At 66.8% G+C, this 18679-nt stretch carries 14 protein-coding genes, 3 rRNA genes and 1 pseudogene; 6 read left to right on the top strand and 12 right to left on the bottom strand.

Annotation, left to right across the window (positions count from 1 at the left end; all coding sequences use genetic code 11):
• Positions 1–363: 363 nt before the first annotated feature.
• From OG199_RS31950 to OG199_RS31930, 5 genes and pseudogenes are all read right to left on the bottom strand, one after another.
• Positions 364–1353: pseudogene (locus OG199_RS31950) on the bottom strand (hypothetical protein); the annotation flags it as partial.
• 141 nt (positions 1354–1494) lie between these two features.
• Positions 1495–1611: ribosomal RNA gene (rrf, locus tag OG199_RS31945) — 5S ribosomal RNA — on the bottom strand.
• 137 nt (positions 1612–1748) lie between these two features.
• A 23S ribosomal RNA gene (locus OG199_RS31940) occupies positions 1749–4870 on the bottom strand.
• A gap of 315 nt (positions 4871–5185) precedes the next feature.
• Positions 5186–6711, bottom strand: a 16S ribosomal RNA gene (locus OG199_RS31935).
• Together the 16S, 23S and 5S rRNA genes form the textbook arrangement of a ribosomal RNA operon.
• Before the next feature lie 637 nt (positions 6712–7348).
• Positions 7349–7990, bottom strand: coding sequence for a DNA-3-methyladenine glycosylase (locus OG199_RS31930; RefSeq protein ID WP_401810667.1), 642 nt, complete (start codon positions 7988–7990; stop codon positions 7349–7351).
• Positions 7991–8186: 196 nt separating this feature from the next.
• Between OG199_RS31930 and OG199_RS31925 the strand changes: the two genes are divergently transcribed.
• The 3 genes from OG199_RS31925 (at position 8187) to OG199_RS31915 (ending at position 10210) form a co-directional block, all read left to right on the top strand.
• Entirely contained in the window at positions 8187–8972 is a 786-nt protein-coding gene (locus tag OG199_RS31925) for a sporulation protein (RefSeq protein ID WP_356805245.1), read from the top strand.
• Positions 8973–9011: 39 nt separating this feature from the next.
• Positions 9012–9545: a YbhB/YbcL family Raf kinase inhibitor-like protein gene (locus OG199_RS31920; RefSeq protein ID WP_266698112.1), complete on the top strand. Its 534-nt coding sequence runs from the start codon at positions 9012–9014 to the stop codon at positions 9543–9545.
• A 158-nt stretch (positions 9546–9703) separates the two neighbouring features.
• Positions 9704–10210, top strand: coding sequence for an HNH endonuclease (locus OG199_RS31915; protein WP_168527421.1), 507 nt, complete (start codon positions 9704–9706; stop codon positions 10208–10210).
• Positions 10211–10299: 89 nt separating this feature from the next.
• Here OG199_RS31915 and OG199_RS31910 read toward each other — a convergent pair whose 3' ends face one another.
• The 3 genes from OG199_RS31910 to OG199_RS31900 all read right to left on the bottom strand — a co-directional run bounded on the left by OG199_RS31910 (position 10300) and on the right by OG199_RS31900 (position 12721).
• Positions 10300–11235, bottom strand: coding sequence for an SPFH domain-containing protein (locus OG199_RS31910; protein ID WP_266698118.1), 936 nt, complete (start codon positions 11233–11235; stop codon positions 10300–10302).
• 133 nt (positions 11236–11368) lie between these two features.
• Complete coding sequence (locus OG199_RS31905) at positions 11369–11803, bottom strand: NfeD family protein (RefSeq protein WP_356805247.1); 435 nt, start codon at positions 11801–11803, stop codon at positions 11369–11371.
• Positions 11804–11929: 126 nt separating this feature from the next.
• A complete protein-coding gene (locus tag OG199_RS31900; protein WP_168527423.1) occupies positions 11930–12721 on the bottom strand; it encodes an ABC transporter ATP-binding protein in 792 nt (263 codons plus the stop codon).
• Positions 12722–12842: 121 nt separating this feature from the next.
• Here OG199_RS31900 and OG199_RS31895 point away from each other — a divergent pair, with 121 nt between their 5' ends.
• Positions 12843–13631: a hypothetical protein gene (locus OG199_RS31895; RefSeq protein ID WP_401809743.1), complete on the top strand. Its 789-nt coding sequence runs from the start codon at positions 12843–12845 to the stop codon at positions 13629–13631.
• A 338-nt stretch (positions 13632–13969) separates the two neighbouring features.
• Here the strand turns inward: OG199_RS31895 and OG199_RS31890 are convergent, their stop codons facing one another.
• From OG199_RS31890 to OG199_RS31875, 4 genes are all read right to left on the bottom strand, one after another.
• The gene (locus OG199_RS31890; protein WP_356805250.1) at positions 13970–14209 is read right to left on the bottom strand and encodes a chaplin; all 240 of its coding nucleotides are present in this window, start codon (positions 14207–14209) and stop codon (positions 13970–13972) included.
• A gap of 229 nt (positions 14210–14438) precedes the next feature.
• Positions 14439–14684, bottom strand: a complete 246-nt coding sequence (locus tag OG199_RS31885) for a chaplin (protein WP_168527425.1) — start codon at positions 14682–14684, stop codon at positions 14439–14441.
• 148 nt (positions 14685–14832) lie between these two features.
• Positions 14833–15474, bottom strand: a complete 642-nt coding sequence (locus tag OG199_RS31880) for a response regulator transcription factor (protein WP_356805252.1) — start codon at positions 15472–15474, stop codon at positions 14833–14835.
• Positions 15467–16612: a GAF domain-containing sensor histidine kinase gene (locus OG199_RS31875; RefSeq protein WP_356805254.1), complete on the bottom strand. Its 1146-nt coding sequence runs from the start codon at positions 16610–16612 to the stop codon at positions 15467–15469. The genes OG199_RS31880 and OG199_RS31875 overlap by 8 nt, the downstream gene beginning before the upstream one ends.
• 187 nt (positions 16613–16799) lie before the next feature.
• Here OG199_RS31875 and OG199_RS31870 point away from each other — a divergent pair, with 187 nt between their 5' ends.
• Entirely contained in the window at positions 16800–17495 is a 696-nt protein-coding gene (locus tag OG199_RS31870; RefSeq protein ID WP_356805256.1) for an SDR family NAD(P)-dependent oxidoreductase, read from the top strand.
• A complete protein-coding gene (locus OG199_RS31865) occupies positions 17492–18571 on the top strand; it encodes an S-adenosylmethionine:tRNA ribosyltransferase-isomerase (RefSeq protein WP_405832376.1) in 1080 nt (359 codons plus the stop codon). The genes OG199_RS31870 and OG199_RS31865 overlap by 4 nt, the downstream gene beginning before the upstream one ends.
• The last annotated feature ends 108 nt before the right edge of the window (positions 18572–18679 follow it).

Below are 18679 nucleotides of genomic sequence, written 5' to 3'. Positions count from 1 at the left end.
GCCGCGGAAGCCGCCACCCCGGCTGTCGCCACCCCGGCGGTCGTCACGGCCCTGGAAGCCACCGGGACGGCCACCCCGGTCGTCACGACGGAAGCCGCCACCACTGCCGCCGCCGCGGTTGTCGTCGCGACGGAACCCACCCCGGTCGTCATCACGACGCGGAGCACCGGAACGCTCGTCACGCCGGAACGGAGGCCGGTCCCCGTCACGGCGGGGTCCCCGGTTGTCGCCCCGGTCGTCACGGCGGAAGGGCGGACGGTCTCCCTCGCGACGGTCCCCGCGGTCGTCCCGCCGGAAGTCGTTGCGGTCGTCACGGCGGAACCCACCACGGTCGCCACCGCGGTCGTCGCGACGGAAGTCACTGCCACCACGGCTGTCGTCGCGACGGAAACCGCCACGGTCACCGCCACGATCCCCACCGCGGTCATCACGACGGTCGTCGCGACGGTCGTCGCGACGGAAACCACCGCGGTCGTCATCACGACGCGGGCCACTCGGCCGGTCGTCGCGACGAGGTCCGCCCGTCGGACGGTCGTCACGGCGGAAGGCGGGACGGTCCCCGTCCCTACGGAAGCCACGGTCATCGCCCCGACGGTCGCCACCACGGTCGTCACGGCGGTCGTCACGGCGGAAACCACCGCGATCGCCGCCACGATGGTCATCGCGCCGGAAGTCGTTGCGGTCGTCACGACGGAACCCGCCGCCGGTACCACCCCGGTTGTCGTCGCGACGGAAACCACCGCCGGCGCCGCCACCGCCACGGCTGTCGTCGCGACGGAAACCGCCACGATCCCCGCCGCGGTCATCGCGACGGTCGTCACGACCGCGGAAGCCGCCACGATCGCCGCCACCGCCACGGTTGTCATCACGACGGAAACCACCGCGATCCCCACCGCGGTCGTCACGACGGTCGTCGCGCCGGAAACCGCCGCGGTCGTCATCACGACGCGGGCCGCTCGGGCGGTCGTCGCGGTTGAAGGAGGGACGGTCGCCGTCCCGGCGGAAGCCACCGCCGCGGTCGTCACGGCGCGGGCCGCTCGGCCGGTCGTCGCGACGCGGGCCACCGGTGGGGCGGTCGTCGCGCCGGAACGGCGGACGGCCACCACCGGCGCCACCGCGGTTGTCATCACGTCGGAAGCCGCCGCGATCGCCGGCGCCGCCACGGTTGTCATCACGACGGAACCCACCACGGTCACCGCCGCGATCCCCACCGCGGTCGTCGCGGCGGTCGTCACGTCGGCCGGAGCCGCCGCGGTCGTTGTCGCGCCGGTCGTTGTCACGGCGCGGGCCGCCGCGGTAGCCACCGCGGTCACCACTGTCACGACGGCGCTCGTCGCGCTCCGGTCGCTCGTCGGGAGAGTTGGTGGACATGGGTGACTCCTGTCTTCGGTACCGCAAGTCATTCTCGCGCAGCCGGGTACCCAGCGCGCTTCGGAAAAACAAAAGGACCCTTGGTCCCAGCGAGTCGCTGGGACCAAGGGTCCTCCAAAGATTGTTCGGCGGCGTCCTACTCTCCCACAGGGTCCCCCCTGCAGTACCATCGGCGCTGTAAGGCTTAGCTTCCGGGTTCGGAATGTAACCGGGCGTTTCCCTCACGCTATGACCACCGAAACCCTGTCAGACACCCCTCGGTAAAGAGGGGTCTCGAACGGGCAGCGAACAAGCACACTTTTCAATTAAGTAAGTGGAACTGTTCAGCCAGCACAACCGTTCGTTGTCTGGGAACTACACAGTGGACGCGAGCAACTGAGGACAAGCCCTCGGCCTATTAGTACCGGTCACCTCCAGCGGTTACCCGCCTTCCAGATCCGGCCTATCAACCCAGTCGTCTACTGGGAGCCTTAACCCCTCAAAGGGGGTGGGAATACTCATCTCGAAGCAGGCTTCCCGCTTAGATGCTTTCAGCGGTTATCCCTCCCGAACGTAGCCAACCAGCCATGCCCTTGGCAGGACAACTGGCACACCAGAGGTTCGTCCGTCCCGGTCCTCTCGTACTAGGGACAGCCCTTCTCAATATTCCTACGCGCACAGCGGATAGGGACCGAACTGTCTCACGACGTTCTAAACCCAGCTCGCGTACCGCTTTAATGGGCGAACAGCCCAACCCTTGGGACCGACTCCAGCCCCAGGATGCGACGAGCCGACATCGAGGTGCCAAACCATCCCGTCGATATGGACTCTTGGGGAAGATCAGCCTGTTATCCCCGGGGTACCTTTTATCCGTTGAGCGACGGCGCTTCCACAAGCCACCGCCGGATCACTAGTCCCGACTTTCGTCCCTGCTCGACCCGTCGGTCTCACAGTCAAGCTCCCTTGTGCACTTACACTCAACACCTGATTACCAACCAGGCTGAGGGAACCTTTGGGCGCCTCCGTTACTCTTTAGGAGGCAACCGCCCCAGTTAAACTACCCATCAGACACTGTCCCTGATCCGGATCACGGACCCAGGTTAGACATCCAGCACGACCAGACTGGTATTTCAACGACGACTCCACCATGGCTGGCGCCATGACTTCAAAGTCTCCCAGCTATCCTACACAAGCCGAACCGAACACCAATATCAAACTGTAGTAAAGGTCCCGGGGTCTTTCCGTCCTGCTGCGCGAAACGAGCATCTTTACTCGTAGTGCAATTTCACCGGGCCTATGGTTGAGACAGTCGAGAAGTCGTTACGCCATTCGTGCAGGTCGGAACTTACCCGACAAGGAATTTCGCTACCTTAGGATGGTTATAGTTACCACCGCCGTTTACTGGCGCTTAAGTTCTCAGCTTCGCCAAACCGAAGTTTGACTAACCGGTCCCCTTAACGTTCCAGCACCGGGCAGGCGTCAGTCCGTATACATCGCCTTACGGCTTCGCACGGACCTGTGTTTTTAGTAAACAGTCGCTTCTCGCTGGTCTCTGCGGCCACCCCCAGCTCACCGAGTAAATCGGATCACCAGTGATGGCCCCCCTTCTCCCGAAGTTACGGGGGCATTTTGCCGAGTTCCTTAACCATAGTTCACCCGAACGCCTCGGTATTCTCTACCTGACCACCTGAGTCGGTTTAGGGTACGGGCCGCCATGAAACTCGCTAGAGGCTTTTCTCGACAGCATAGGATCATCCACTTCACCACAATCGGCTCGGCATCAGGTCTCAGCCTTGATGTGCGACGGATTTACCTATCACACGGCCTACACCCTTACCCCGGGACAACCACCGCCCGGGATGGACTACCTTCCTGCGTCACCCCATCACTCACCTACTACAGGTCTGGACCATCGGCTCCACCACTCCCCTTTGCCCGAAGGCTCCAGGGCGGCTTCACGGACTTAGCATCGCCTGGTTCAATGTTTGACGCTTCACAGCGGGTACCGGAATATCAACCGGTTATCCATCGACTACGCCTGTCGGCCTCGCCTTAGGTCCCGACTTACCCTGGGCAGATCAGCTTGACCCAGGAACCCTTAGTCAATCGGCGCACACGTTTCTCACGTGTGTATCGCTACTCATGCCTGCATTCTCACTCGTGAACCGTCCACCACTGCCTTCCGGCGCGGCTTCACCCGGCACACGACGCTCCCCTACCCATCACAGCAGGCGTTGGCCCTATTGCTGCAATGACACGACTTCGGCGGTACGCTTGAGCCCCGCTACATTGTCGGCGCGGAATCACTAGACCAGTGAGCTATTACGCACTCTTTCAAGGGTGGCTGCTTCTAAGCCAACCTCCTGGTTGTCTGTGCGACTCCACATCCTTTCCCACTTAGCGTACGCTTAGGGGCCTTAGTCGATGCTCTGGGCTGTTTCCCTCTCGACCATGGAGCTTATCCCCCACAGTCTCACTGCCGCGCTCTCACTTACCGGCATTCGGAGTTTGGCTAAGGTCAGTAACCCGGTAGGGCCCATCGCCTATCCAGTGCTCTACCTCCGGCAAGAAACACACGACGCTGCACCTAAATGCATTTCGGGGAGAACCAGCTATCACGGAGTTTGATTGGCCTTTCACCCCTAACCACAGGTCATCCCCCAGGTTTTCAACCCTGGTGGGTTCGGTCCTCCACGACCTCTTACAGCCGCTTCAACCTGCCCATGGCTAGATCACTCCGCTTCGGGTCTTGAGCGCGCTACTAAATCGCCCTATTCGGACTCGCTTTCGCTACGGCTTCCCCACACGGGTTAACCTCGCAACACACCGCAAACTCGCAGGCTCATTCTTCAAAAGGCACGCAGTCACGAGATATGTGCAAGCACATATCCGACGCTCCCACGGCTTGTAGGCACACGGTTTCAGGTACTATTTCACTCCGCTCCCGCGGTACTTTTCACCATTCCCTCACGGTACTATCCGCTATCGGTCACCAGGGAATATTTAGGCTTAGCGGGTGGTCCCGCCAGATTCACACGGGATTTCTCGGGCCCCGTGCTACTTGGGTGTTTCTCAAACGAGCCGTTGACGTTTCGACTACGGGGGTCTTACCCTCTACGCCGGACCTTTCGCATGTCCTTCGCCTACATCAACGGTTTCTGACTCGTCTCACGGCCGGCAGACCGTGAAAGAGAAATCCCACAACCCCACATACGCAACCCCTGCCGGGTCTCACACGCATATGGTTTGGCCTCATCCAGTTTCGCTCGCCACTACTCCCGGAATCACGGTTGTTTTCTCTTCCTGCGGGTACTGAGATGTTTCACTTCCCCGCGTTCCCTCCACTTGCCCTATGTGTTCAGGCAAGGGTGACAGCCCATGACGACTGCCGGGTTTCCCCATTCGGAAACCCCCGGATCAAAGCCTGGTTGACGACTCCCCGGGGACTATCGTGGCCTCCCACGTCCTTCATCGGTTCCTGGTGCCAAGGCATCCACCGTGCGCCCTTAAAAACTTGGCCACAGATGCTCGCGTCCACTGTGCAGTTCTCAAACAACGACCAACCACCCATCACCCCCGGCTCACACCGGAGTTCACTGGGGCCGGCACTGAAGGCAGCCAACAATCGGCCGTACCTTCAGACACCCAACAGCGTGCCCGACACACTCCCCGCTTCCCTCATTCGTTCCACGCCCCGAAGGACAGTACTGGAAGGAGAAGACGATCAAGTGTGCCGAATAATCAACGTTCCACCCATGAGCAACCACCGTCGAACATTTGCCGACGTAATGGCCCTGGACCACCAGGCAAGCCTGGCAGCCTAGATGCTCCTTAGAAAGGAGGTGATCCAGCCGCACCTTCCGGTACGGCTACCTTGTTACGACTTCGTCCCAATCGCCAGTCCCACCTTCGACAGCTCCCTCCCACAAGGGGTTGGGCCACCGGCTTCGGGTGTTACCGACTTTCGTGACGTGACGGGCGGTGTGTACAAGGCCCGGGAACGTATTCACCGCAGCAATGCTGATCTGCGATTACTAGCAACTCCGACTTCATGGGGTCGAGTTGCAGACCCCAATCCGAACTGAGACAGGCTTTTTGAGATTCGCTCCGCCTCACGGCTTCGCAGCTCATTGTACCTGCCATTGTAGCACGTGTGCAGCCCAAGACATAAGGGGCATGATGACTTGACGTCGTCCCCACCTTCCTCCGAGTTGACCCCGGCAGTCTCCTGTGAGTCCCCATCACCCCGAAAGGCATGCTGGCAACACAGAACAAGGGTTGCGCTCGTTGCGGGACTTAACCCAACATCTCACGACACGAGCTGACGACAGCCATGCACCACCTGTACACCGACCACAAGGGGGGCACTATCTCTAATGCTTTCCGGTGTATGTCAAGCCTTGGTAAGGTTCTTCGCGTTGCGTCGAATTAAGCCACATGCTCCGCTGCTTGTGCGGGCCCCCGTCAATTCCTTTGAGTTTTAGCCTTGCGGCCGTACTCCCCAGGCGGGGAACTTAATGCGTTAGCTGCGGCACCGACGACGTGGAATGTCGCCAACACCTAGTTCCCACCGTTTACGGCGTGGACTACCAGGGTATCTAATCCTGTTCGCTCCCCACGCTTTCGCTCCTCAGCGTCAGTAATGGCCCAGAGATCCGCCTTCGCCACCGGTGTTCCTCCTGATATCTGCGCATTTCACCGCTACACCAGGAATTCCGATCTCCCCTACCACACTCTAGCTAGCCCGTATCGAATGCAGACCCGGGGTTAAGCCCCGGGCTTTCACACCCGACGTGACAAGCCGCCTACGAGCTCTTTACGCCCAATAATTCCGGACAACGCTTGCGCCCTACGTATTACCGCGGCTGCTGGCACGTAGTTAGCCGGCGCTTCTTCTGCAGGTACCGTCACTTTCGCTTCTTCCCTGCTGAAAGAGGTTTACAACCCGAAGGCCGTCATCCCTCACGCGGCGTCGCTGCATCAGGCTTTCGCCCATTGTGCAATATTCCCCACTGCTGCCTCCCGTAGGAGTCTGGGCCGTGTCTCAGTCCCAGTGTGGCCGGTCGCCCTCTCAGGCCGGCTACCCGTCGTCGCCTTGGTGAGCCACTACCTCACCAACAAGCTGATAGGCCGCGGGCTCATCCTTCACCGCCGGAGCTTTCAACCCACCCAGATGCCCAGGCAGGTATTATCCGGTATTAGACCCCGTTTCCAGGGCTTGTCCCAGAGTGAAGGGCAGATTGCCCACGTGTTACTCACCCGTTCGCCACTAATCCACCCCGAAGGGCTTCATCGTTCGACTTGCATGTGTTAAGCACGCCGCCAGCGTTCGTCCTGAGCCAGGATCAAACTCTCCGTGAATGTTTTCCCGTAATCGGGACGACACCACGAGAGCGGAACCAGGAAGAGGAATAATCCTCCCGGTTCACAGCGTCCTCGCTGTGCGCCCACCCCAGTCAAGGAGCGGGACTTTTTCAAAGGAACCTCGCCCCGACCGATCGGCCGGAGACGGGGTATCAACATATCTGGCGTTGATTTTTGGCACGCTGTTGAGTTCTCAAGGAACGGACGCTTCCTTTGTACTCACCCTCTCGGGCTTTCCTCCGGGCGCTTCCCTTCGGTCTTGCGTTTCCGACTCTATCAGACCGTTTCCGTATCCGATTTCCTCGGTGCTTTCCAGGTTTCCGCTTTCGCGTTTCCCTTTCCGGCGGGTCCGACTCTATCAGATCCTTTCGGGCCTGATTCCCAGTCGGTGGGTTTGTCTTTCGGCCTTTGAGTTCTTTCGTCTCGCGGCCTTTCGACATTCACTACGCTAGCCGATTCCCTGCGCAGCTCATAATCGAGCTCCGCGAGATTGAATTCAGACATGCGGACACGCCGAATTCGCCCCCGCTGAAGGGGAGGTCGTAGGTAGTGGGTTGGCCACTTCCGGCTGCTGGCTGAACGCCGTACCCGGGTCAAGCGGCTCGGGCTACATTACGGATCCCCCAGAGGCGAGTCAAGTTGAGCGCCGGCGGGGCGTATGGGCCCGATAAGGGCTCACGGTGGGGTCGTTGGCGACCCAGAAGCGCCACGGATGGACGCCTCCGTCGCCGGACACCCCGGTGCGTGGACCGTTGCGTACCTGGTCGGAGCCGACGGGTGTCCCCGTCAGCAGGGTCAGCGGACCCCCGTCGGGAGCGCAGGCATCGGCGCCGTCGAGGGACCGGTCCACGTCCAGCGCCGTCGCCAGACGAGCGGGTCCTTTGGCCAGTTCCTTGTCATTTCGGGCCGAGAGTCGACGTTTGCGAGCGAGCTCCGCGCCCTCGACGACCTCGCCGGCCCTCAGCAGGACCCCGCTCGGCCTGCCCGCCGGACCGCACACCAGGTTCATGCAGAACCACATGCCGTAAGTGAAGTAGACGTACACATGCCCGGGCGGACCGAACATCACGCCGTTGCGGGCCGTGCGGCCGCGATAGGCGTGGGAGCCGGGATCGTCCGGGCCGTCGTACGCCTCGACCTCCGTGAGGCGGAGCTCGATCGGACCGTCCGGTGTGGTGCGCACGAGGACCCGCCCCAGGAGGTCGGGGGCGACCTCCAGTACGGGGCGGTCGAAGAACTCACGCGTCAGGGGCGTACGGTCAGGGGCCGCGATCATGGCGTACGAGCGTAGTCCAGCAACACGGGCACGTGGGTACGGGTGGGTGCCGACGGGTGGTCAAGGAGCGTTCCCCTTGTAAGGGTGAGAACGCGGAACCGGCCGAGGTCGGATCGCGTTTGTAGGGATCAGGTAGGGATCAGGGATCCAGACGCAGTACTACGGAGCACAGGCGTTGCCTGGGGAGGTTTGTGACATGGGGTTCAAGCGGCTGCTTGCGAGCCTGGGAGCCGGTGGGGCTTCGGTCGAGACGGTGCTGACCGAGGTCAACGTCGTTCCGGGCGGTGTCGTGCAGGGTGAGGTGCGGATCCAGGGCGGATCCGTGAACCAGGCCATCGAGGGGCTGTCGGTGGGGCTCCAGGCCAAGGTCGAGGTCGAGGGGCACGACGACCAGGAGTACAAGCAGGACATCGAGTTCGCGAAGCTGCGGCTCGGCGGGGCCTTCGAACTGCAGGCCGGTGCCGTGCACGCGGTTCCGTTCGGGCTCGACATCCCGTGGGAGACCCCGATCACCACGATCGACGGACAGAGCCTGCGCGGCATGCACATCGGTGTGACCACGGAGCTGGAGATCGCGCGCGCCGTGGACTCCGGGGACCTCGACCCCATCAACGTGCACCCGCTCCCGGCGCAGCAGGCCATCCTGAACGCCTTCATCCAGCTGGGCTTCCGCTTCAAGAACGCGGACATGGAGCGCGGCCACATCCGGGGCAGCCGCCAGAAGCTGCCGTTCTACCAGGAGATCGAGTTCTTCCCGCCGTCGCAGTACCGCGGGCTGAACCAGGTGGAGCTGAGCTTCGTCGCCGACGACCGCGAGATGGACGTCATCCTGGAGATGGACAAGAAGCCGGGCCTCTTCAGTGAGGGCAGCGACTCGTACCGCTCCTTCCAGGTGGGCCTGCACGACTTCCAGGGCACGGACTGGGCCGCGTACCTGAACCAGTGGCTGTCCGAGGTCGGCAGCAAGCGCAGCTGGTTCTAGGCTCGGACCGAGAGATTCCGCCGTTCAGGAGGTACTGACGTGACCGAGCTCAAGAGGGCGCCGCTCCCGCACGACTTCCATCCGCCCGTTCCGGCCTTCACGGTCACCAGTGAGGACGTCGCGTCGGGCGCGGTGCTGAAGGACGCCCAGGTCTACGCGGCCGGGAACACTTCGCCGCACCTGAGCTGGGAGGGCTTCCCCGCCGGGACCAAGAGCTTCGCCGTGACGTGCTTCGACCCGGACGCCCCGACGGGCAGCGGGTTCTGGCACTGGGTGGTGTTCGACATCCCGGCCTCCGTCACCGAGCTGGTGACGGGAGCGGGCAGCGGCAAGTTCGAGGGCCTGCCGGAAGGTGCGGTCCAGGTGCGCAACGACTACGGGACCAAGGACTTCGGTGGCGCCGCGCCCCCGGCCGGGGACCCCGCGCACCGCTACCTCTTCACGGTGTACGCCGTGGATCAGGAGAAGCTCGGCCCGGACGCGGAGGCGTCGCCGGCCTACGTCGGATTCAACCTGCGGTTCCACACGCTGGCCCGCGCCCAGCTGATGGGCGAGTACGCGGCTCCCGCGTAAAGCGGCACAGACGGACGTTCACTGAACGTTTGCCCGCCTCTGGTCTTGGAAGTGATCAGGGGCGGGCATTTTTATTGCGTTGTCCATCTCGGCGTGCCCGGCCAGAGTTGATCCAAGCCCGCCAGGGGGTGGGCCGGTGCATACGGGAGGTGGGCAGGATGCGGGACACGCTGGTTCTGAACGCGAGCTTTGAGCCGCTGTCGACGGTGACGTTGAACCGAGCCGTCGTTCTGGTGCTGCAGGACAAGGCCGTCGTCGAGCAGGCCCACCCCGAACTGCGTATGCGCGGCGCCGCCCTCGACATACCCGTGCCGCGGGTGATCAGGCTGTGCAGGTACGTCAGAGTGCCTTTCCGAAGACAAGCCCCGTGGTCGAGGCGCGGTGTCCTCGTGCGCGACCGCCACCGCTGCGCGTACTGCGGCAGGCGGGCGACGACGGTCGACCACGTGGTACCCCGCGCACAGGGCGGCCAGGACTCCTGGCTGAACACGGTCGCGTCGTGCGCCGAGGACAACCACCGCAAGGCGGCGCGTACGCCGGAGCAGGCGGGGATGCCGCTGCTCAGGCAGCCGTTCGAGCCGACACCCGCGGACGCGATGCTGCTGACGCTGGACCGCGACGACCTCGACGCCCTGCCGCAGTGGCTGGTACAGCCCGCCGCCTAGGGATGTCGCCCCGCCGTCTGCCGCGCGGGGTCGTACGACGAGGGGGCCCCGCACCGACCGGTGCGGGGCCCCCTCGTCGTACGACGTCGTCAGTCGGTGACGGACGGCTTCTCGCGGCGCTCCGAGCCGCCGTTGCCCGAACCGCCGCCCATGGGGCCGAAGTTGCCCATGGCGCCGCTCAGTCCCTTGAGGGCGTCGCCGATCTCGCTGGGGACGATCCAGAGCTTGTTGGCGTCCCCTTCGGCGATCTTGGGGAGCATCTGGAGGTACTGGTAGGCGAGGAGTTTCTGGTCGGCGTCGCCGGCGTGGATGGACTCGAAGACCGTGCGGATGGCCTGGGCCTCGCCCTCGGCGCGCAGGGCGGCGGCCTTGGCCTCACCTTCGGCGCGCAGGATCGCGGACTGCTTCTCGCCCTCGGCGGTGAGGATCTGCGACTGGCGGATGCCTTCCGCGGTGAGGATCGCGGCGCGCTTGTCACGGTCGGCGCGCATCTGCTTCTCCATCGAGTCCTGGATGGAGGTGGGCGGCTCGATCGCCTTGAGTTCCACGCGGTTGACGCGGATGCCCCACTTGCCGGTCGCCTCGTCGAGGACGCCGCGCAGGGCCGCGTTGATCTCCTCGCGGGAGGTGAGGGTCCGCTCCAGGTCCATGCCACCGATGATGTTGCGCAGCGTGGTGACCGTGAGCTGTTCGATCGCCTGGATGTAGCTGGCGACCTCGTAGGTCGCGGCGCGGGCGTCGGTGACCTGGTAGTAGATGACCGTGTCGATGTTGACCACCAGGTTGTCCTGGGTGATCACCGGCTGCGGCGGGAAGGGCACGACCTGTTCACGCAGGTCGATGCGGTTGCGGATCGAGTCGATGAACGGGACCACGATGTTCAGGCCGGCGTTCAGGGTCCGTGTGTACCGGCCGAAGCGTTCGACGATGGCGGCACTGGCCTGTGGGATGACCTGGATGGTCTTGATCAGGGCGATGAAAACCAGCACCACCAGAATGATCAGGACGATGATGATGGGTGCCATCGATAACTCCCCGTACCCTTCTCCGCCTCGGTGTTTCCGAAAGATCTTATGGTTGTTGAAGATCTTGCTGGACGAGTCTGACAGACCGTCGTCTGCCGCGTGGGGCGTTCGGTTCAGTTGGCGTCGCGCGAGGTCACATGACGATCGCCGTGGCTCCTTCGATGTCCACGACGTCCACCTCCTGGCCCACCTCGTAGGCCTGTCCGGTGTCCAGGGCGCGTGCCGACCAGATCTCTCCGGCGAGCTTGATCCGGCCGTCGCCCGAACCGTCGACCCGCTCCAGGACGACTGCCTGCCTGCCTTTCAACGCCTCGACACCCGAGACGAGTTGGGGCCGTTGGGATCGGTGCCGCGTCGCGATGGGGCGTACGACCGCGATGAGCGCGACGGAGACGGCGCAGAAGACGAGCACCTGGAGGACGACACCGCCGCCGAGGCCGGCCGTGACCGCGGCAGCCGCGGCGCCCGCGGCGAACATGCCGAACTCCGGCATCGCGGTCACCACGAGCGGGATGCCCAGCGCGGCCGCGCCGACCAGCCACCACACCCATGCGTTGATGTCGTTCACGTGGTCATGGTAGGTCCGGGGTCCGTTCGGCGACAGGGCGCAGTTCGGGTGGAGAAGGGGCTCGTACCGGGTCCCGCGGAGCGGGTGCTTCCCGCGGGGCGGTTCGTGCCGGCTGCTTCGTACGGGTCAGGCCATCGGGAGACCCTGTGCGGTCCAGCGCTCGCCGACCTGTTCGACGACCAGGGGGAGACCGAAGCAGCGGGAGAGGTTGCGGGAGGTGAGTTCGAGTTCCAGGGGGCCCGCGGCGAGTACCTTGCCCTGGCGGATCATCAGGACGTGGGTGAAGCCCGGGGCGATCTCCTCGACATGGTGCGTGACCATGATCATGGACGGGGCGATCGGGTCGCGGGCGAGGCGGCCGAGGCGGCGTACGAGGTCCTCGCGGCCGCCGAGGTCGAGGCCGGCGGCGGGCTCGTCGAGCAGGAGCAGCTCGGGGTCGGTCATCAGGGCGCGGGCGATCAGGGTGCGCTTGCGCTCGCCCTCGGAGAGGGTGCCGAACCTGCGGTCGAGGTAGTCGCTCATGCCGAGGCGGTCGAGGAAGGCGCGGGCGCGCTGCTCGTCGATGTCCTCGTAGTCCTCGTGCCAGCCCGCGGTCATGCCGTAGGCGGCGGTGAGCACGGTCTGCAGGACGGTCTGGCGCTTGGGGAGCTTTTCGGCCATGGCGATGCCGGCCACGCCGATACGCGGGCGCAGCTCGAAGACGTCGACCTTGCCGAGGGTCTCGCCGAGGATGGTGGCGGTGCCCTGGCTGGGGAAGAGGTAGCTGGAGGCGAGGTTGAGGAGGGTCGTCTTGCCGGCGCCGTTCGGGCCGAGGATGACCCAGCGCTCCCCCTCCTTGACCGACCAGGAGACCTGGTCCACCAGAGCCCGGCCCTCGCGGACCACGGACACGTCCTCCAGCTCCAGTACATCGCTCATGAGCGCGTTGTCTCCCATTGCAGTCTCGGCCGTCGCTTACGTCTGTGGACGCAGCCCCCAGGGAAAACCTACGCCACCGGCCGGGCGCTCCTGTCCATCGGCCGGTCCTTAGGGTGGAGGCATGCTCTCGGAACCACGCTCAGGACGCTTGGCCGCATGGGGAAATGCCCTTTTGGCCGGTTTTGTATCTCCGGATGACGCGGTACTCGCCATCGTCGGCGAGGACGCGGTGCACCGGGTCGAGGGGCTGCCGGGCGAGGCGGGGCCCGTCGGGCTCACGCTCGCCCTCGGCCGACTGCGGGCGCTCGGGGTCACCGGGCTGCGGGTCGCGCTGCCCGCGCCGGGGCATCCGCTCGGGCTGAGCGGGCCGCCCGACTTCAACGCGCGTGCCCTCGACGCCGAGGAGGCGGTCGTCTGCCACGGCGCCGCGCTGGGGCTGGTGCCGGAGGTCTACGAGGCCGGGCCGGCCGGTGACGTCCACGTCGAGGTCGTCTGGCACTGCCTCCCGGTGCGGGAGGCGCCGCCCGCCGACGTGCCGTCCCTCGGCGAGGCCGAGCGGGAACTGGCGGAGGCGCTGCGCGAGGCGACGGACGTGTTGTCGCGGCTGGACGTGGCCGGGTCGGGGCCGGTCTCGGAGGCGGCGGTGGACGCGTACCGGGCGCGGGCCGAGCGGGGTCGTGAGGTGCTGGCGCCCGGGTATCCGCCGCGTGCGGTGCGGGTGTTGGAGCTCGCCCAGCGAGTGGGTCTGCTGATCTCCGTCGCGTACGAGAACGGGCACGGCGGGGCGGTGAGCGCCTCGGAGATGGCGGCTCGGACCGAGGCGCTGCGGCCGGTGGAGCGGACGGCCCGGCGGGCGCAGGTGGCGGCGTACAACGCGTTCGTGGAGGAGCGCGAGCGGGGCGTGCGCTGAGCGGGGGAAGTGGGCCGGTGCCGTTTCGCTCCGCGCGTCACGGCTTCGCCCGAAGGGCTCGTCCACGGGCTGAGTGTGCGTGCCTGCGCTGGGAGCGACCCGTCAGTGGGTCCCGTGTCCGGAGCGGGTGCCTGTTCGACCGCCGGACCGGCTGGAAATACGTACCCGCGCCGGGAACGACCCGTTCAGCGGGGTCCCCGTGTCCGGAACGGGTGGCTGTTCGGGGCGAACCGTCTGGTGGCGTGGGTTTCCTGGTGCGCGGGGCCGCGGCGGCTCGGTGGCGGGGACGGCGCAGGGCCCCGCGGATGGTCCGCGGGGCCCTGCCGTAACGGGATGCGTCAGTCGTTCACGCCCGTGTTGCCGAACGCCGGGTTCAGCAGGCCGATCACGTTGACGCTGTCGCCCACGACGTTGACGGGGATGTGGATCGGCGCCTGGACGACGTTGCCCGAGACGACACCCGGGGAGCCCGCGGCCGCGCCCTGGGCGCCCGCGTCGGCCACGGCCGCGCCGGCCGAGGCTCCCGCGGCGATACCGGCGACGGTGAGGGCCATGGCTGCCTTCTTGGCGATGTTCATGAGAAACGTTCCTCCTGCGTTTGCGGTTCCGACCCGGCCGCGGGTCGTACGTTGAGCAACGCGGGAGGCCGCCTCGCGGCACGGAAATGCGGGCCGAAGTGACCGTTCGGGCCATTTGAATGATGTACGGATGGCCAGATGGACCGATGGGTCGATGGGTCGGCAAAACCTGACCGGCCCCCCAGGAGTGCCTGAGGGGCCGGTGGTCATGACGAGTGCGGTACGGGCCTCAGTGGTTGAGACCGAGGTTGCCGAAGGCCGGGTTCAGGACACCGATCACGTTCACGCTGTTGCCGACCGCGTTCACGGGGATGTGGATCGGCGCCTGGATGACGTTGCCCGAGACGACACCCGGGGAGCCCGCGGCCTGACCGCCCGCCCACGAGCCGTCCGTCGCGGAAGCCATACCGGCGCCGGCGGCGACCAGGCCGCCCGCCACCATCGCGACAGCCGTGGCCTTCTTCAGGTTCTTCACTTCTGAGCCCTCCCTAGCGATCACCGCGGCAGATCACCGCGGCACGCACTGGAGAACGGCCGGGGTCCGCGAAGGATGCGCCATCCGGGTGACATACACCCGACGGTATGAATCTCAGCCCGGAGCGGAACCCTGCGAATTGCCGCCGTCAGCCCGCCGCTCCATGCCGTACGGCCCACAGCGCGGCCTGCGTCCGGTCGGCGAGGTCGAGCTTCATCAGGATGTTCGAGACATGCGTCTTGACGGTCTTCTCGGAGAGGACGAGCGCGCGGGCGATCTCCCGGTTGGAACGGCCGTCGGCGATCAGGCCGAGCACCTCGCGCTCCCGCTCGGTGAGCGAACCTCCCCTTCCCTGCCCCGAGTTGGCCTCCTCCTGGGACAGCAGGACGCCCGCCACCTCGGGTTGCAGCAGGATGTGCCCGGCGTGCACGGAGCGGATGGCGCCGGCGAGGGCGTCGGGGTCCACGTCCTTGTAGACGTAGCCCGCCGCGCCGGCGCGCAGGGCCGGCACGACCGTGCGCTGCTCGGTGAAGCTGGTGACGATCAGCACGCGCGCGGGGTTGGCGAGTTCACGGAGTTTGCGCAGCGCGTCGATGCCGTCCATGCCCGGCATCCTGACGTCCATGAGGACGACGTCGGGCCGCAACTCCTCGGCGCGGGCGACTCCTTCGGCGCCGTCGGACGCCTCTCCCACGACCTCGATGTCGTCCTGCACCTCGAGGAAGGTGCGCAGGCCCCGGCGGACCACCTGGTGGTCGTCGACGAGCAGCACCTTGATTGCTTCAGCCACCAGGGACCTCCATCTCGATCGTGGTGCCCTTTCCGGGCGCCGATTCCACGGTCAGCGTGCCGCCGACCCCGCTCGACCGGTCACGCATGGAGACCAGGCCGAGGTGGCGTCCCGCGTTGCGTATCGCCGTCGGATCGAAGCCGCCGCCGTCGTCGCTGACGCGCAGCACGGCGCCCGGTCCGCGCTTCTCCAGGAGGACGTCGACGCGGGCCGCCCCGGAGTGCCGCAGCGCGTTGTGGAGGGCCTCCTGGGCGACGCGCAGCATCGCCTCCTCCTGGGCGGCGGGCAGGGCGCGCACGCCCCGGCCGGTGAAGGTCACCCGCGCGGAGTGGGCGCGGTCGAGCACCTGGATCTGGGTGCGCAGCGTGGCCACGAGGCCGTCCTCGTCGAGGGCGGCGGGGCGCAACTCGATGACGGCGGCGCGCAGTTCCTCGGTGGCCTCGGCGGCGAGCGCGGCCACCTGGTGCAGTTCGCCCTTGGCGCGTGCGGGGTCGCGGTCGACGAGGGCGGCGGCGGCCTGCGCGGTCAGACGCAGGGAGAACAGCTTCTGGCTGACGGCGTCGTGGAGTTCGTGAGCCAGCCGGGAGCGCTCCTCGGCGATGGTCAGTTCACGGCTGCGTTCGTACAGGCGGGCGTTGGTCAGGGCGATCGCCGCGTGCTGGGCGAGGATCGTGAGGAGTTCCTCGTCGTCCTCGGTGAATCCGCAGCCGCCGTCGGGCCTGGTGCCGTTCTTGTTGGCGAGGAACAGGGCCGCGATGGTCTCGTCGCCGTCGCGGACGGGCAGGCCGAGGAAGTCCGACATGTCGGGGTGGGCGGCGGGCCAGCCCTCGAAGCGGGGGTCCCTGCGCACGTCGGCCAGGCGCTCGGGGCGGGCCTCGTGCAGCATCGCGGCGAGGATGCCGTGCTGGCGCGGGAGCGGGCCGATGGCCTTCCACTGGGCGTCGCTGACGCCGTCGACCACGAACTGGGCGAAGCCGCCGTGGTCGTCGGGGACCCCGAGCGCGGCGTACTGCGCGTCGAGCAGCTCGCGGGCCGAGGCGACGATCGTCTTGAGGACGTCACGCACCTCCAGGTGCCGGCTCATGGCCAGCAGCGCGGAGCTCACCGCGTACAGACCGGACCGGGGACCTTGGCTCATGACCCCAACGTACCCGTGGGGTGTGACAGTGCGTATCCGACCTGTGGTGGCCGTCCCTGGGCCGGTGGGCCTAGGCCGAAGGGCCCCCGGTCGCCGGGACCCGCGTACGAGGCGGCGGGAGCGGTCCGGTTCCTACGTTGAGGACACCCGCCGGAAGCGGCGGCGCTGGGACGAGGGGACGGACGTCATGCCGGTAGCGATCATCACGGGGGCTTCGAAGGGGCTGGGGCGGGCGCTCGGCGCGGCCCTGGCGCGGCGCGGCTGGGATCTGGTGCTCGACGCCAGGACCGCCGGGGTTCTGGAGGAGACGGCGAAGGCGCTGTCCGGGCACGGGACGCGGGTGGCGGCCCTGCCCGGGGACGTCACGGACGCCGGGCACCGGGCGGCGCTGGTGGCGGCGGCCCGTGAGCTCGGGGGCGTCGATCTGCTGGTGAACAACGCGAGCGCGCTCGGCGCCGAGCCGCTGGTCCGGCTGGAGGATCTGACACCGGGCGGGTTGCGGCGGGCTCTGGAGGTCAATGTGGTCGCGGCGCTGGGCCTGGTCCAGGAGGCGCTGCCGCTGCTGCGGGCCGCGGAGGCGGGCGCGGTCGTCGCGGTCAGCTCGGACGCGGCGGCCGAGGCGTACCCGACGTGGGGCGGTTACGGGGCGTCGAAGGCGGCCCTCGACCACCTCTCGGCGGTGCTCGCCGAGGAGGAGCCGGGCCTGCGGGTCTGGGCCGTGGACCCCGGGGACATGGCCACGGACCTGTACGCGGCGGCCGTACCGGACGACGGGGGGCCGCGGCCGGCGCCGGAACTCGTGGTGCCGGCCTTCCTGAGGCTGCTCGACGAGCGGCCGGCCAGTGGCCGCTACGCGGCGCCCGCTCTCCTGGAGGAGCTGTGACGATCGTGGCGGGGGTACCGGAGGAGTTGTCGGCGCGGGTGCCGGCCGAGCAGCGCGGGCCCGGCCGGGACCGGGACTCCGTACGGCTGCTCGTCTCCCGGGGCAGGGAGGTGTCGCACCACACGTTCACGGAGCTGCCGCGGCAACTGCGGGCCGGGGACCTGCTGGTCGTGAACACCTCCCCCACGTCGGCCGCCGCCGTCGACGGACGGATCGGGCACGCGCGCGTGGTGGTCCATTTCTCCACCCGGGGCGACGACGGGCGGTGGGCCGTCGAGCTGCGGGATCCCGACGGGAGGGGCACCACGCGTCCGCGTGCGGGCGGGCCCGCGGGGACGGAGGTGTGTCTCGCGGGCGATGTGCGGCTCGTACTGGAGGAGCCGCTGACGGCGGGCGGCGCGCGGCTGTGGTGGGCGCGGGTGCCGGGTCCGGACGTGTCCGGGCTGCTGCGGCGGCACGGGCGTCCCATTCGGTACTCCTATACGGAGCGGGACCAGCCGCTCTCTGTCTATCAGACGGTGTTCGCGCTGCCGTCGGACGACGGCGCGGGCAGCGCGGAGATGCCGAGCGCGGCGCGGCCCTTCACCGCGCGTCTGGTGACGGAGCTGGTGAGCAGGGGGATGCAGTTCGCTCCGATCAGGCTGCACACGGGCGTCTCCTCGGCCGAGGCCCACGAGCCGCCCTCGACGGAGTGGTTCGAGGTGCCGGAGGCGTCGGCACGGCTGATCAACGCGGCGAGGGCGGGGGACGGGCGGATCGTCGCGGTCGGTACGACGGCGGTACGTGCCGTCGAGTCCGCGGCGGGCCCCGACGGGGTGGTCCGCGCCCGCCGCGGATGGACGGATCTCGTGGTGACCCCGCGGCGGGGCGTGCGGGTGGTCGACGGGCTGCTGACCGGGCTGCACGAGCCGGAGGCTTCCCATCTGCTGATGCTGGAGGCCGTCGCGGGAAGGGCCGCGGTCGAGCGCGCGTACGCCGCGGCGGTGCGCGGGCTCTACCTGTGGCACGAGTTCGGGGACGCCCACCTCATCCTCCCGGAGGAGAACGCTCACCCTGGGAGTTGCTCCAGCAACTAACGGTGAGAACGATCTAGGTGCCATGTGAGCCCGCACATAGGGCGCACATCACGTACGAACGGACATAGGAGATAAAGGGTGCCGCGATGAGCGGGGCAGACGTGCCAC

The organism is Streptomyces sp. NBC_01176, from assembly GCF_045039825.1.
Taxonomy (GTDB): Bacteria; Actinomycetota; Actinomycetes; order Streptomycetales; family Streptomycetaceae; genus Streptomyces.
The sequence above is the reverse complement of the archived record's forward strand: the minus strand, read 5'-3'. Positions and strand labels throughout refer to the sequence as shown.